The 14,747-nt window shown below is 70.6% G+C and carries 10 protein-coding genes and 3 pseudogenes; 7 read left to right on the top strand and 6 right to left on the bottom strand.

Going from position 1 to position 14,747, the window contains the following annotated elements:
- The first annotated feature begins 51 nt into the window (after window positions 1-51).
- Window positions 52-3,585: a phosphodiester glycosidase family protein gene (locus G412_RS33950; RefSeq protein WP_244282901.1), complete on the top strand. Its 3,534-nt coding sequence runs from the start codon at window positions 52-54 to the stop codon at window positions 3,583-3,585.
- 140 nt (window positions 3,586-3,725) lie between these two features.
- Here the strand turns inward: G412_RS33950 and G412_RS0110920 are convergent, their stop codons facing one another.
- The 3 genes and pseudogenes from G412_RS0110920 to dhaK all read right to left on the bottom strand — a co-directional run bounded on the left by G412_RS0110920 (window position 3,726) and on the right by dhaK (window position 5,950).
- Window positions 3,726-4,136 carry a PTS-dependent dihydroxyacetone kinase phosphotransferase subunit DhaM gene (locus G412_RS0110920; protein ID WP_028812134.1) on the bottom strand — a complete coding sequence of 137 codons (411 nt, stop codon included), beginning with the start codon at window positions 4,134-4,136 and terminating at the stop codon, window positions 3,726-3,728.
- A gap of 191 nt (window positions 4,137-4,327) precedes the next feature.
- Window positions 4,328-4,933 (bottom strand): annotated as a pseudogene (gene dhaL, locus G412_RS33955) (dihydroxyacetone kinase subunit DhaL); the annotation flags it as partial.
- Window positions 4,934-4,957: 24 nt separating this feature from the next.
- Window positions 4,958-5,950: a dihydroxyacetone kinase subunit DhaK gene (dhaK, locus tag G412_RS0110930; protein WP_028812135.1), complete on the bottom strand. Its 993-nt coding sequence runs from the start codon at window positions 5,948-5,950 to the stop codon at window positions 4,958-4,960.
- 297 nt (window positions 5,951-6,247) lie between these two features.
- On the opposite strand from dhaK, the gene G412_RS0110935 reads away from it, so the two are divergent.
- Window positions 6,248-7,051, top strand: a complete 804-nt coding sequence (locus tag G412_RS0110935; RefSeq protein ID WP_037648324.1) for a hypothetical protein — start codon at window positions 6,248-6,250, stop codon at window positions 7,049-7,051.
- 672 nt (window positions 7,052-7,723) lie between these two features.
- Entirely contained in the window at window positions 7,724-10,000 is a 2,277-nt protein-coding gene (locus G412_RS33960) for an FG-GAP repeat domain-containing protein (protein WP_051338263.1), read from the top strand.
- Window positions 10,001-10,138: 138 nt separating this feature from the next.
- On the opposite strand, the pseudogene G412_RS0110945 reads toward G412_RS33960, so the two are convergent.
- Window positions 10,139-10,472 (bottom strand): annotated as a pseudogene (locus G412_RS0110945) (transposase family protein); the annotation flags it as partial.
- A 184-nt stretch (window positions 10,473-10,656) separates the two neighbouring features.
- Between G412_RS0110945 and G412_RS0110950 the strand changes: the two are divergent.
- Entirely contained in the window at window positions 10,657-11,424 is a 768-nt protein-coding gene (locus tag G412_RS0110950; protein ID WP_028812138.1) for an NPP1 family protein, read from the top strand.
- Window positions 11,425-11,524: 100 nt separating this feature from the next.
- On the opposite strand, the gene G412_RS33965 is transcribed toward G412_RS0110950, so the two are convergent.
- Window positions 11,525-11,707, bottom strand: coding sequence for a hypothetical protein (locus G412_RS33965; protein ID WP_037648327.1), 183 nt, complete (start codon window positions 11,705-11,707; stop codon window positions 11,525-11,527).
- A 253-nt stretch (window positions 11,708-11,960) separates the two neighbouring features.
- Between G412_RS33965 and G412_RS33970 the strand changes: the two are divergent.
- The 3 genes and pseudogenes from G412_RS33970 (at window position 11,961) to G412_RS0110975 (ending at window position 13,825) form a co-directional block, all read left to right on the top strand.
- Window positions 11,961-12,793: pseudogene (locus tag G412_RS33970) on the top strand (alpha/beta fold hydrolase).
- Window positions 12,794-13,038: 245 nt separating this feature from the next.
- Window positions 13,039-13,527 carry an isochorismatase family protein gene (locus G412_RS0110970; protein ID WP_078606907.1) on the top strand — a complete coding sequence of 163 codons (489 nt, stop codon included), beginning with the start codon at window positions 13,039-13,041 and terminating at the stop codon, window positions 13,525-13,527.
- Window positions 13,528-13,600: 73 nt separating this feature from the next.
- The gene (locus G412_RS0110975) at window positions 13,601-13,825 is read left to right on the top strand and encodes a hypothetical protein (RefSeq protein ID WP_028812142.1); all 225 of its coding nucleotides are present in this window, start codon (window positions 13,601-13,603) and stop codon (window positions 13,823-13,825) included.
- A 22-nt stretch (window positions 13,826-13,847) separates the two neighbouring features.
- On the opposite strand, the gene G412_RS0110980 is transcribed toward G412_RS0110975, so the two are convergent.
- The gene (locus G412_RS0110980) at window positions 13,848-14,699 is read right to left on the bottom strand and encodes a (2Fe-2S)-binding protein (RefSeq protein WP_028812143.1); all 852 of its coding nucleotides are present in this window, start codon (window positions 14,697-14,699) and stop codon (window positions 13,848-13,850) included.
- Window positions 14,700-14,747 lie beyond the last annotated feature (48 nt).

A 14,747-nucleotide genomic window follows, 5' to 3' on the forward strand; every position in this document is an offset into this window, starting at 1 on the left:
CCAGGAGGACTTGTGGGCCTTGGCACAGTTGGCTCCCTCAGGCGGCCCGTCGTGCTCCTCGCGACGGTCACCGCGCTGACGGCCGGGGCGATCGCCCCCGCGTCCGCCGATACGACCCCCGATCCCCACCCCCGTAACTCCGCCGAAATCCTCAGACCCGTCGCACCCCCACCCGCGAGCGCCCCGGCCGGCACGCCCAGATCGGTCGTCGACGGCGACGGCATCGAGACCGCGCGCAGCACCCGCCCCGTCGCCCCCGGCGTCCGCCTCACCTCGTACGACCGCCTCGAATCCGACAAGTGGCTTCGCGTCGACACGCTCTCCGTCGACCTCGGCAACGGCAACGGCAACGGCAACGGTGGTGGCAGTGGCAGCGGCGTACAGGCCGACTACCTCCACTCGGGCAAGGTCTCCGACCGCCGCTCGGTCTCCGCACTCGCCGCGGCGCACGACCCGGGCAAGGGCCGCCGTACCGTCGCCGCCATCAACGCCGACTTCTTCGACATCAACCAGACCGGCGCCCCGCAGGGCCCCGGCATCAAGGACGGCAAACCCGTCCACTCCCCGGCGCCCGGCGCGAACCGCGCCGTCGGTATCGGTCCGGGCAGCGCGGGACGCGTACTCCAGTTGTACTTCGAGGGCACACTCACCCTGCCCACCGGGACGCACCCCCTGGCGTCGTACAACGCGGCCAATGTGCCGGCCGGGGGAGTGGGCGCGTACAACTCCGGCTGGGGCGTGGCCGACCGCGCGCTGACGGTGGACGCCGCGACCCCCGTCGCCGAAGCGGCCGTACGGGACGGAAAGGTCGTCGCGGTCGACGACCGGCCCGGCACCGGGCCCATCCCCGAGGGCACCACGGTCCTCGTCGGCCGGGAGGCCGGGGCAGCGGTCCTCAGCGCGCTCAGGCCGGGCGACCCGGTGGCGATGGAGTACCGGGCGCGCACCGACAGCGGACCCGTGCCGCGCACCGCCGTCGGCGGCCGTGAACTGCTGGTCGTGGACGGCGTACCGCAGAACCACGACGGCCAGGGCAACAACACGGCCGCACCCCGCACCGCCGTCGGTTTCTCCAAGGACGGCAGCGAGATGCAGGTGATGACCGTCGACGGCCGCCAGGCCGACAGCGGCGGCGTAACCCTCACCGAACTCGCGCTCATGATGAAACGCGCCGGATCGCACAGCGCGCTGAACCTCGACGGCGGCGGCTCCTCGACCCTGATCGCCCGCGAACCCGGCAGCGACGCGCTCCAGGTGGAGAACAGCCCGTCCGACGGCAGCGAACGCACCGTACCCAACGGCCTCGCCCTCACCGCCCCCGACGGCAGCGGCCAACTGCGCGGGTACTGGGTGCGGACGCGTACCCCCGCCGGCAGCGCCCCCACCGCCGACCCGGTCAGGGGCGGCCACCCCGAACGGGTCTTCCCCGGCCTGACGCGCCGCCTCACCGCCGCCGGCTACGACGAGACGTACGGTCCGGCGCACAGCCCGGCGCACAGTCCGGCGCACGGCGACCCGCACTGGCAGAGCTCCCGCGCGTCCGTCGGAAGGGTCGACGACGACGGGCTGTTCACGGCACACCGCAGCGGCAGCACACAGGTCCGCGCGCACCGCGGCCCCGCCGACGGCGGCACCCTGCTGACGGTCCTCGACGACCTCGCCCGCATCGAACCGACCACGCGACGCGTCGGGCTCGCGGACGAGGCGGCGAGCGGCACGTTCGGCATCGTCGGTTACGACGCCCATGGCACCAGCGCCCCGGTCGAACCGCGCGACGTGAAGCTCGACTACGACCGTTCGCTGTTCGACATCCGCGACGACGGTCGGGGCAACTTCACTGTCACCTCCCGCACGGGCAGCGGCGCCGGCCGGATCACGGCCACCGTGGACGGCAAGGTCACTTCGCTCGCCGTCAGCGTCGGCCTGACCGAACAGGCGGTGTCCGCGTTCGACGACGCCGCGTCCTGGACCTTCAGCCAGGCCCGCGCGAGCGGATCGGTCGCGGCGACGCCCGAAGGCCACACCGGCACCGGGCTGAAAGTCACGTACGACTTCACGCAGTCGACGGCGACCCGCGCCGCCTACGCCAACCCGCCGCAGCCGCCGGTCACCGTGGCCGGCCAGCCCCAGTCCTTCAAGATGTGGATCAAGGGTGACGGCAAGGGAGCCTGGCCGACCTTGCACCTGAAGGACGCGGCCGGCTCCGACCAGCTCCTGCGCGGTCCGTACGTCACCTGGACCGGCTGGCGGCAGGTCACCTTCGCCGTGCCGCCGGGCGCGGCGACGCCGCTGAAAGTCCATCGCTTCTACCTCGCCGAGACGGCGGCCGCCAAGCAGTACACGGGTGAGATCGTCATAGACACGCTGACCGGGCAGGTGCCACCCACGGTCGCACTCCCCGGCCAGAGCCCGCCGGCCGACCCGCTCATCGATCCGGCGGCCGAAACGGAGGCGAGGGACTGGCGGTTCGCGGTGATGTCCGACGCCCAGTTCGTCGCCCGCGCCCCGGACAGTGCGATCGTGGCGCAGACGCGCCGCACCCTGCGCGAGATCAGGGCGGCGAAGCCGGACTTCCTCGTCATCAACGGCGACCTCGTCGACGAGGGCTCACCGGCCGACCTGGCCTTCGCCCGCCGCGTCCTGACGGAAGAACTCGGGGACGCCCTGCCCTGGTACTACGTGCCGGGCAATCACGAGGTGATGGGCGGCAAGATCGACAACTTCGTCGCCGAATTCGGCCCCGCTCAGCGGACGTTCGACCACGAGGGCACCCGCTTCATCACCCTCGACACGTCGAGCCTGAGCGTGCGGGGCGGTGGCTTCGAACAGATCAAGAACCTGCGCGCGCAGCTGGAAGCGGCGTCGGAGGACGACCGCGTCAGTTCCGTCATGCTGATCCAGCACGTCCCGCCGCGCGACCCGACCGTACAGAAGGGCAGTCAGCTGGGCGACCGCAAGGAGGCGGCGCTGATCGAGGGCTGGCTGGCGAATTTCCGGCGTACGACCGGGAAGGGCGCGGGATTCATCGGCAGCCACGTGGGTGTCTTCCACGCCGCGCGCGTCGACGGTGTGCCCTACCTCGTCAACGGCAACTCGGGGAAGACACCGGCGGGCCCGGCGGACGAGGGCGGCTTCACCGGCTGGTCGCTGGTGGGCGTCGACAAGGTCTCACGCACCGAACAGGCGACGGCCCGCCGAAACCCCTGGGCGGGCGGCCCGGACTGGGTGTCGGTCCAGACCCGCGCCCACGTGGACGCCCTGTCGGTCGACGCCCCGTCGGCGCTGCCTCCCGGCCGGGGCGCGCCGGTGAAGGCAACGGTCACCCAGGGCACACGCCAGGTTCCGGTGGCCTTCCCGCTGAGCGCGGACTGGACGGGCTCCCCGAACCTCCACATCGGCTCGTCGAACGACGCCAGGCCACGGCATACGGCGACTTTCGACCCGGTGACGGGGATCCTGACGGCGCTGCGTCCGGGCACGATCACGCTGGCCGTGACGGTCAACGGCACGACACAGCGGACCGAAGTGCGCATCGCGGCAGAGGGGGAGGGCTCCACTACGGAACCGGTCGCGCGAAGCGCATAAGCCATAGGTCGCGAGTCGCACAGGGTGACAGCTTCACGGTGTCGCGTCGGTGCCCCCAGCGGCCTCAGGCCGGCGGGCCCCGCCTGTCACGCAGGCAGGGCCGGCCGGCCCCCGAGCCGCCCCAGCGAACGCCCGGCGCATCACACCTTGCGGTAGTCGTACGCCTCCTTGGCCGCTGCCTCCACCGCGTCCAGGTCCGCGCCCGCCGACGCGGTCACCACCGCGGCAACCGCCCCCTCCACGAACGGCGCGTCCACCAGCCGTGCCCCGTCCGGCAGTTCGTCGCCCTCGGCGAGCAGCGCCTTGACCGTGAGCACCGCGCTCCCGAGGTCGACCAGCACGGCGACCCCCACGCCCCCGTCGACGGACCTGGCCGCTTCGGCGATCAGCTCCGAACTGGTGCCGAGCCCACCGTCGGGTGTGCCGCCCGCGGCGGCCACCGGCGCCGTCGCCTTGCCGCCGGCGAGGCCCTTCGCCAACTCGGCGACCGAGGCGGCGACCGGCGCGCTGTGCGAGACGAGCACGACCCCGACAAGCTTGTCCCCGCTCACGCGCCCACCTCCGCCGAGCCGGAGCCGGAGCCGGAGTCCGAGCGGGAGCCGGAGTCCGAGCCGGAGTGCGCGCCGGAGTCCGAACCCGCGCCCGAACCCGCGCCCGAACCCGAACCCGTGCCCGCGCCCGAGTCCGCGCCCGAACCCGCGCCCGAGTCCGAACCCGCGCCCGCGCCCGGGTCCGAGCCCCACCCCGAGCCCGCCGTGTCGGCGAGCGTATCGATGAGCAGCGCCGACGACGCCGCCCCCGGATCCTGGTGACCGATGCTCCGTTCGCCCAGGTAACTCGCCCTGCCCTTGCGTGCCTGCAGCGGTACGGTCGCGACCGCCCCCTCGTCGGCGGCGGTCCGCGCCGCGCCGAACGACAGCGACTCGCCGAGCGCGGCGGCCGCCGGGATCAGCGCGTCCAGCATCGTCTTGTCCCCGGCCTTCGCCCCGCCCAGCTGCGCCACCGCGTCGACGCCCGCACGCAGGGCCGCGGCGAGCTGTTCGGGCGTAACCTCTGCGTCGTCGCCGAGCGCCTTGCCCGTACGCCGCAACAGTGTCCCGTACAGCGGCCCGGAAGCTCCGCCCACGGTCGAGATCAACTGGCGCCCCGCGAGCGCCAGTACGGCGCCGGGTGTGGCGGGGGGTTCCTTCTCCAGCGCGGCGGCGACGGCCGCGAAACCGCGTTGCAGGTTGCTGCCGTGATCGGCGTCGCCGATGGCCGAGTCCAGTTCGGTGAGGCGGCCGGCCTCACGGTCCACGGCGGCTGCCATGGCCGACATCCAGCGACGGAAAAATCCGGTGTCAAGCACAGTCACAAGATCTCCTTATACGTCTCAGCGTCCCCAGCGGAGCGCAGGGGTCTCGACCGGCGCGTCCCACAGGCGCAGCAGTTCCTCGTCCACCTGGCAGAGCGTCACCGAGCAGCCCGCCATGTCCAGCGAGGTGACGTAGTTTCCGACGAGCGTACGGGCCACGACGACACCCCGCTCGGACAGGACGCGATGCACCTCGGCGTTGAACCCGTACAGCTCCAGCAGTGGAGTGGCGCCCATGCCGTTGACGAGTACGAGCACGGGCCGCGTCGGCCGCAGGTCGTCCAGCACCGCGTCGACCGCGAAGTCCGCGATCTCGCCCGACGTCATCATCGGCCGCCGCTCGCGTCCCGGCTCACCGTGGATACCGATGCCCAACTCCAGCTCGCCGGGGGGCAGATCAAAGGTCGGCGTGCCTTTCGCGGGTGTGGTGACGGCGCTGAGGGCGACGCCGAAACTCCGGGAGGACTCGTTCACCTGCCGCGCGACGGCCTCCACCCGCTCCAGCGGCGCGCCCTCCTCGGCGGCGGCGCCCGCGATCTTCTCGACGAAGAGCGTCGCCCCCGTACCGCGCCGGCCCGCCGTGAAGAGACTGTCGGTGACGGCGACGTCGTCATTGACGAGGACCTTGGCGACCTGAATGCCCTCGTCCTCCGCGAGCTCGGCGGCCATGTCGAAGTTGAGAACGTCGCCCGTGTAGTTCTTGACGACGAACAGAACGCCCTGCCCACTGTCGACAGCGGCCGCGGCCCGCACCATCTGGTCGGGAACGGGCGACGTGAACACCTCACCGGGACACGCGGCGGACAGCATCCCGGGCCCGACGAACCCGCCGTGCAACGGCTCGTGCCCACTGCCGCCACCCGACACGAGCCCCACATGGCCCGCGACGGGCGCGTCGGAGCGTACGACGACACGGTTCTCCACATCGACAGTGAGCCGCGGATGCGCGGCGGCCATCCCGCGCAACGCATCGGCGACGACCGTCTCGGCCACGTTGATGAGCATCCTCATACGTACCTCCTGGTGAGATGAACAGCTGGGCCCATGATCGGCGTACCCGCAGGTCGGATTGGGGTGGGGTCTGGCGGGGCTGGTGCTGACCCAAGGCCGACTTTGGTGACTGGCCATTAGATCGGGGATCGGCTCGCTGAGCCCAGTATCGAGGGAACGCCATCGAGGAGCACGTACTGCGAGGTACGGGCTACTGGAGGCTGATGTGATCTTGCGACAGTCCGGGGTGATGACAGCTGCGCTTGGTGAGCGGATGGTGCCGGTCCATTGTCAGTGCGGTGCGCTTCACTGTCCGCCATGGAGCTCACGCAAGCGACGGTCAACGACCTGCTGGACCGACTCGGCCCCGGGAACGACTACATGTACCTGCCCAGTGATCTGGGCCCGCATGACCTGACCGACCTGCTCGCCAGCAGGTACGGCGCCCCGCGCACCCTCGTCCTTGACGGCTTCACCGATCCGACGGTCGACGAGTCCAGAGGCGCGGCTCTACTCGTCCCCTTCGAGGGCCGGGCCGTGACGATACGGGCGTGGGCGTCCGGGGATGAGTGGATCGGCACGGGTTCGGCGCGGGACTTCGAGGGGACCGTGCGGCCGGTGCTGGTGGTCGCTCACAGGGAGGTGCCAGAACCCTTGGTGGTGCCTCGGGATGAGGACCAGGACGTCGACTGGATGGAGCGGCTCGTACGGATCACCGGCTGGACACAGCCCGCACAGCGGCCGGACGTGGACTGGGTGAAGGTGGAGTCGAGCCTGGGTACCGCGCTGCCGAGCGACTACAAACGCATGGTCGAGACGTTCGGCGAGGGCGCCTTCGACGGATTCCTGGACCTGAACCAGAAGCCATGGACAGATCTCAGGGAGGACGGCCTGCTCATCTGGGCGGGTACGGAGCACGAGGACCTGTACTGCTGGAGGGCAGACGGCGACGATCCTGACCGTTGGCCGGTCGTGGTCCGGTCCTTCGACGGCGAGGACACCTCCTTCGACTGCCAGGCGGCGGAGTTCGTCTGCCGCATCCTCATCGACCCGCACCACCCGTTCACGATGGCCCGCTATTTCGACACTCACTGGTTCATGCCCTACCGGGACGGCGACTGACCGAACCCCGCCGCCAACGGTGTCGTCGTTGGCGCACAGCCTTCCGAGATCCGTGAACAGCTCGGCGTCGGGTGTCCCAAACTGCATGGCCATGCGGTAGTACCAGTCGACCTCTGCTAGCACTGCAGGGTCGTCGGCCGGCGTATCGGCGACCATGAGCTCGGCCATTCTGACCAAGCGGTCGGCCATCTCCTGCTCCTCGGCCGCCAGGTGTCCCGGCCACCGCTTGCCTGAGTAGGAGCTGACGCGGTCCGCAGAGGCCGGCCGTGGAGCTTGCCGCTGGAGGGCCGGGTGCTGCTGGTCACGGCTTCACCCTGACGTTCGAGCAGAGGGCTGCTCCTGAGGCGCCCTCCGGGGCCGGCGGCCACCGTTGCGCTCATCCTCGTCGCGCACGTCGAGGTCGACTGAGACCTCCCCAAGCCCGCCAAGGCCGTGATGCGTGTCGTCGTTCGCGGTTGTACCCGGGCAAGGGCGACGGCACCTTCGCGTCCCGTATCCGGGGGAAGTCGGTGTGTACTTCGCCGGCAACAAGCGCCGGTACGACCGCTTCGCCTGAGCGACACCTCCGTCGGTTGACGACATCGCCACCCAGTACAACCTTCCGACGTGATCAAGAGTCTGACCGGGCGCGCAGCCCCTGGTGCGCGCCCGGTCACTTGAGAGGAACCCGCCTTGATCCATGTTCGTCCCGCCCGACATCAGCTCGTCTCGGCCGTCACCACCGTTCTGGCCGTGACCGTCGGTGCGAGCCTCGCGACGGCGCCCGCGATCGCCGCGACGCCCACCGCTGCCGTCGCCGCGGACGCCGGACCCGCCGACGCGCAGGCGACCGTCGACGGCGTCATCTCCATCCCCCGCACCGACCAGATCCTCAGTGCCGGCCCGACCGGGTTTCTGTCGGTGGAGCGCCGATGGGACCACACGTACTACCGCTGGACCAGCACCGTCGACGGCACCACCACGGCCCTCACGGAGTGGTACAGCGGGTACCGCGGCGGCGGTTCCGACACCGTCGTCGCCAAGGAGGACGGCACGACCCGGTACCTGCTCCATGACATGTCATCGCCGGGCAGCGACCCCGTGGTCGTCAACCAGACCGACACCCGGCTCTACTGGGAGGGTGTGGTCGGCAGGACTCTCGTCTTCTCGTCCTGGGACAGCCAGAGCAAGGTGGGCCAGCTCCGTCTGATCGGCGAGGGGAACCAGGCGGGCAACGACCGGCAGGTGACCGGCCTCACGCCGAACTCGAGGGTCCAGAGCGTCGAGGCCCTGTCGGACAGCTCGGCGCTCGTCCGGTACGTCTCGTCGGATGCCGGCACCGACCGCTCCTACCTCGCCGTCGTGGACGTCGCCACCGCCTCCGTCGTCGAGAAGCGCGAGGTGGGCGTGTCCGCGTACGCCACCGACACGGCCCTTTCCGGGGACCGCTGGGTCTGGGTCGACGCCCCGACGTCCGCGCACGCCAAGCTCATGTACGCCACCCGCGACGGCTCGGGAAGCACGCCGGCCGTGGAAGCGGCCGACCTGGGCAACTCCGTCCGCCCGCACATCGGCGTCCTGGGCGACTGGGTCACGTACGCGGCTCCGGGCGGCGCCGCCGCGACCGAAGCGTCCCCGCGCTTCGCGCTCAGTGCCGTCAACCTCGTCGACAAATCCACGGTCAAGCTCCTCGACCACGCCTCGTCCTCCGTCCCCACCGCCGACGGCGCGCTCCTGGTGCGCGGCGGTACGGTCGCCCACGGCGAGGGGGTCTACCGGATCGCATCCGGGGCGGACGGCAAGCCCACCGCCACGCTCATCGCGAGCACCGGCGAGCCGACCGTGCTCACGCTGCACACCGCGGCCACTCCCCCGGTCGTCGACCTCGACAAGAACAACGGTCAGGTCCTGCTCCGCTGGGTGCTCTCCCGGCCCAACGCCAAGGGCTCCGTGACGGTGCGTCATGTCGGCACGGGCCGCAGCGTGCGGCACGACTTCGCGCAGGCGGGCACCTACGAGGGCAAGGGATCCGTCGACTTCCGCTGGGACGGGATGCTCCCCAACGCCCAAGGCACGAAGGAGTTCGCGCCCAGCGGCGACTACGTCTGGGACTTCACCGCCTCCCCGCTCAACGGCATCGGTCCGGACGTCGCGCGGACCGGCACCTTCAAGGTCACGCGCATGGCCGGCCTGCACGACTACACGAACAACAGCACACCGGACCTGCTCTCCCGTGACGCCGCGGGCGTGCTGTGGCGCGACGACTCGGCCAAGGTGGCGTCCGCGCCGCAGCCGTACTCGACGGGTCGGGTGAAGGTCGGCGGCGGCTGGCAGATCTACAACCGGCTGGAGGCCGTCGGGAACATCGCCGGCAGCCCGGCCGGCGACCTTGTCGCCCGTGACAAGGCCGGCGTGCTCTGGCTCTACCGGGGTAACGGAAACGGCAACTTCGCCGGCCGTGCGAAGATCGGCGGCGGCTGGCAGATCTACAACAACATAACCGGCGGCAGCGACCTCAACGGCGACAGGAAGTCCGACCTCCTCGCCACCGACGCCGCCGGCGACGTGTGGTTCTACAAGGGCACGGGCAGCACGAGCGCGCCGTTCGCATCCCGCAAGAAGATCGGCCGGGGCTGGGGGATCTACAACCAGCTCACCGCCACCGGTAACATCGCCGGCACCTCGGCCGGAGACCTCGTCGCCCGCGACAAGGCCGGTGTCCTGTGGCTGTACGAGGGCAAGGGCGACGGCACCTACGCCCCGCGTACGAGGGTCGGCGGGGGCTGGGGCGTCTTCACCCACCTCGTCGGCATCGGCGACGCCAACCGCGACGGGCGGGCCGATCTCTACGCGGTCGGAACCTCGGGCGCCAAGTTCTACGCGGGCACCGGCGACAAGGCGGTCCCGTTCAAGCCCGCCGCCCCGGGCAACCTGCTCTCGGACTCGGCACCCGTCAACTCGGTTTTCTGACGACGTCGGCCCGCATCCGGTGACCCTGTCCTGACGGGACGCCGGCACGGTCGTCCAGACGGTCCTTTCGACGTGGCCGTCCTCGGCGCCCGGGCGCCGGTGAGGGCGGATACGGGCAGCAGCCCGCATCCGCCCTCTTCAGGTTCCGTGAGGGACGGGCATCGGCTCCCGGTCGCCCCGCGTGTCCGAGACCCCCGTCCGGACGAGGCCGTCTCGGCCGAGTGCGAGGTTGTGCAGGCGGGCGATTCCCTCATCGCGTGATGGACGCCGTCGCCCTCAAGCGGCAGTCTCGGAGGATCTTCCAGGTCTTCATGTGGGCGGAGGCGTGCTCGACATGGGCGCGGACCTGGCGGTGAGAAGTGTTGTGCTCTTCCTTCCAGTCCGGCAGTTCGCTCTGCCCGCGCTCGCGGCGGTACGGGATGACCAGGCCGGTGCGCCGGTAGCCGCCGTCGGCGATCACGGTGGTGCGGCCGTAGTTGGGGTTCGAGTGCGACCCGCACTCGGTCACGGCGCGCGGCTTGGAGACGCGGGACAGCGAGGCGTACTTGCTCGCCCGCGCACCCAACAACGGCAAGGGCGTGCGTCCGACCGTATTGTTTTGGGCATGACATACAACCGCATCTGTTTCTCGCCGCGCGGTCGATCAGGAGGACGCATTGAAGACGAGTGGGCGAATCCGCCGGGTGATGGTCACGCTGGGCAGCGCCATCGCACTGGTCGTAGCCCTTCCGGGCAGCGCGGTCGCCGCGCCCCCCGCTGCTCTGCCCACCAACGCGGACGGGTTTGAGGAGACGTTCCAACCGGCCTACGACTACGACACCGACGGCTGCTATCCCACGCCAGCCATCGGAACCGACGGCACGATCGCCACCGGTCTCAAGCCGAGCGGGGCCCTCAACGGCCAGTGCCGTGACTCGTGGGACCTCGACAACACCAATGGATATGCGCGATACAAGTGCAACAACGGCTGGTGCGCCGTCATGTACGGCTTGTACTTCGAAAAGGACCAGGCCATCGCCGGCAGCGGGCTGGGCGGGCACCGCCACGACTGGGAGCATGTCGTGGTGTGGGTCCAGAACAACGAGGCCCGGTACGTCTCCACCTCGGCTCACGGCGGCTTCGACACCCATGCGCGTGACCAGATCCGATGGGACGGGACGCATCCCAAGATCGTCTATCACAAGGACGGGGCGAGCACGCACTGCTTCCGCCCGGCGAACCCCAACGACGAACCGCCCGAGAACCACTACCACGGCTGGCAGTTCCCCAGGCTGGTCGGCTGGAACGGTTACCCCGCAGGCTTCCGCGACAAGCTGAGCCAGGCCGACTTCGGGAGCGCTGTCTTCGGCCTCAAGGACGGCAACTTCAACCACCACCTGGAGAAGGCCAAACCGGCGAACATCGCGTTCGACCCCCACGCCTGACCCGCCTGGCCGGGAGGCCCGCAGCGGCGGGGGCACGGTACGTGGCGCGCGGGGGCACGGGCTGTTGTGGGCCTCGCCCTGTGGTGTTGTCGGGTGGTGCTCAGGCGGCGGCCCGGTAGGCCCGCCACCGTGCCGTCTGCTTCAGGTCCACTCGGCTTACTCGTGCGAGGGCTTCCTCCGAACCTGCGAGCAGCAGATAGCCACCGACAGTCGCCAGTTCCAGGTCGCGATAGCCGAACCGCGAGCGTGGCTGCTCTCCGGTGAGCTCGACGGAGGTCGGCAATGCGACGTCCGGATCGTCGACGTAGACGCGAGGGCAAGGGCTCGCCGCCGTGTTGGCCGACGACAGGAGATGAGGGCCACAAGCTGTCGGACGTCAGGCGGGCGCGGCTCGTGGCGACGCGGACCGGTGGGCCGGGGTCCGCAGCGAGAAAGGCATCCGCTGCGGCGGCAAGCCGCTCACGCCCGGCCGCCGCGTGACCAGACGCGGGGTGAATCTCCTGTCCAGGCACGGCGAACCGAGAGGAACCGCACCCGTGAGTGAATGGCAGTTGACCAAGACATTCCGCAGCGCCTTCGGCGATGTTCGCTGGGACAGCCTCGGACAACCCGGCCACGATCCGGTCGTCCTCCTCCACGGCACACCCTTCTCCTCGTACGTCTGGCGCGCCGTCGCCCGCTCACTCGCCCGCCATCACCAGGTGTTCGTATGGGACATGCCCGGTTACGGGGCATCGGAGAAGTCCGCCGGCCAGGATGTCTCCCTGGCTGCCCAGGGCAGGTTCTTCGCCGAACTCATGGAGCACTGGGGCCTGGAGGAACCCCTGGTGGTTGCCCACGACTTCGGCGGGGCCGTCTCCTTGCGGGCACATCTGCTCCACGGCGCCCGCTACCGCGCGCTCGCTCTGGTCGACCCGGTTGCGCTGGCGCCGTGGGGGTCCCCGTTCTCCCGCCTTGTCGGCGAGCACGCCGAGGTCTTCGAGCAACTGCCCCCTGCGCTGCACCACGCCCTGGTACGCGAATATGTCAGTTCGGCCAGCAGCCCCGGCCTGACCCGGCAGTCCTCGACCGGCTCGTCCGGCCCTGGCTCGGTGACCTCGGTCAGGCGGCTTTCTACCGGCAGATCGCCCAGGCCGACATGCGGTACACCGACGAGGTGCAGGACCAGTACAGCGAGATCAGCATCCCGACGCTGGTCTGCTGGGGCCAGGACGACACCTGGATTCCCATGGCGAAGGGACAGGAGCTCGCCACCCGCATCCCAGGTGCGCGACTTGAGCCGATCGCCGGTGCGGGCCATCTCGTCCAGGAAGACGCACCCGCCGAACTCACAGCCGCTCTCATAGCCTTCCTCCAGCACCCGCGCTAACGACCAAGACAGTGGCCTCCGCAGCGGTGAGCACGCGCCGGGCTTTCGGGACCGTGGCAGTCGCCCGGCCGGCCTAATCTGCCGGGCGAAACTGCTGGGCGAAACCGCCGGGCACGTGTGCGTACGGGCAGGCGTGCCGTGCGTGGGGAGTGTCGGCGTCACCGGACGGGCCGGACTGGGTTCGGTCGCGGAAGCGCTCATCGGTGGACCGTCAAGGCCGCCCGCCGGGCCCTACGATCGTATGTGTGACCTCTGCTCTGATTCTGATCGACTTGATGCCGCGTATCGTCGCCCTCCCCCTCGCTCCGCACTCCGGCGAGGAGGTGCTGGCCCGCTGTCGCCGGCTGGCCGAGGTGTTCAGGGCCGGTGGCCGCCCGGTCGTGCTGGTCCGGGTGGAACGGCCGGACGTCGCCGAGCAGCCGCCCGGCAGCGGCTTCGTCGACGGGCTGGTCCAGCCCGGCGACATCGTGGTCGTCAAGCACACCGTCGGGGCGTTCCACCGCACCGGTCTGGACGACCAGCTGCGCAGACACGGCGTGGACACGCTGGTCCTCGCCGGACTGGTCACCACCATGGGGGTGGAGTCCACCGCGCGGGCAGCCTGCGACCACGGCTATCGGGTGGAGTTCGTCGCCGACGCGATGTCAGGCTTCGCCGCCGACGAGCACGACTTCACAGTGGAGAGGATCTTCCCCCGGTTCGGTGAAGTGCGTAACACGGCGGACTACACCTGAACCGGGAGTAGCAGACCGGTTGGCGTGTCGCTGTCCGGATGCGCCGGGGGCGATCCGGGGGGACGCTGGATCCATGTCCGGACACATGCCTGTGATCGTCCATCCGCCGCTCGGCGACAGCGGCCGTCGCGTGACTGTGCGCGGTGAGGACTTCGGCCTCGCGTCGGGCCTGCCCGACCTCGTCGAGTTCCTGAGCCGCGCCGGACTCGACATGGAGGACACCGAAGCCGTGGTGTCCCCGTTGATCGACTGGCGTGGCGGCGGCCCGGACTACTGGGGACCGGAGCCGCGGCTGTGAGGCCCGCGACGAGCCGGCCTTCCTAAGCCCGTCCGGCGAGCCGCTCCAGGCGCTCGCTGTCGCAGACGCGCGGGCAGGTCAGGCAAGCGCTGTCGGGGCGGATCGTGTAGTACAGGCAGCAGCCGAGCCGGGTGCGCGTCGTGTGCGGCACGCCGCCGCTGTCGCGCAGACGACGGAAGTCCGCGCCGCCGGGGAACGGTGCGATCGGGCCGGGGAGCAGTTCGGTTGCGGCGCGGACGGACCGGTCCTCCTCGCCGAGCATCCGGCCGACGTACCAGATCCCGGAGACCAGATCGTCGCCGGTCATGCCCCACAGCACCCTCGGCCCCCGGCGCAGCCAGGGTGCGAGCGCGGTGAGCAGGGGACGTACGAACTCGGCCACGACGGTCCGCAGCTCGGCGCGCAGCGCCTCCTCGTCGGCGACGACACGTACGCCGGGAGACGCGGCCGCGGGATCGTCCGGGAGGCAGGTGAATGCGCCGGGCGCGACGGCGAGGTCTCCGCTGCCGGGCTCGATGTGCACGTCCTGCGGGCGCAGTAGCGGCACCCGCCGCTCCAGGTACCAGGGGCCGCTCATCAGCAGGCAGACCGACCAGAGGTAGTGGTGAAGCGCCCTGGACGCGGCGACGTCAGGGCGGGCGGTGTGGCCGTGCGCGGCTTCGATGCGACGGGACTCCGCGCCGACGAAGTCGTCGAGCTGTCCGGGCTCGGACACCAGGCGCGCGCTGTCGGTCCAGCCGTCGGCGGGACGCGCCGTATGCGTGACCTTCACGTGCAGCGATTCACAGAGGTGCGCGAGGCGTTGATACGTGTCAGCCAGGAGTACGGAGGAACTCTCGGCCGGGGCGGGTGCGGTGGGTGCCGGAACCGGCATCTTCGACTCCCCTCAGAGCATCGCTGGACGACATCGCTAACGTAAGGT

The organism is Streptomyces flavidovirens DSM 40150 (assembly GCF_000429085.1).
GTDB classification, from domain to species: Bacteria; Actinomycetota; Actinomycetes; order Streptomycetales; family Streptomycetaceae; genus Streptomyces; species Streptomyces flavidovirens.

Bases quoted from the DNA above. Each gene is read 5' to 3' on its own strand.
- dhaK (WP_028812135.1), bottom strand. From the start codon at position 5,950: ATGAGGATGCTCATCAACGTGGCCGAGACGGTCGTCGCCGATGCGTTG.
- G412_RS0110980 (WP_028812143.1), bottom strand. From the start codon at position 14,699: ATGCCGGTTCCGGCACCCACCGCACCCGCCCCGGCCGAGAGTTCCTCC.
- G412_RS0110975 (WP_028812142.1), top strand. From the start codon at position 13,601: ATGTCCGGACACATGCCTGTGATCGTCCATCCGCCGCTCGGCGACAGC.
- G412_RS0110935 (WP_037648324.1), top strand. From the start codon at position 6,248: ATGGAGCTCACGCAAGCGACGGTCAACGACCTGCTGGACCGACTCGGC.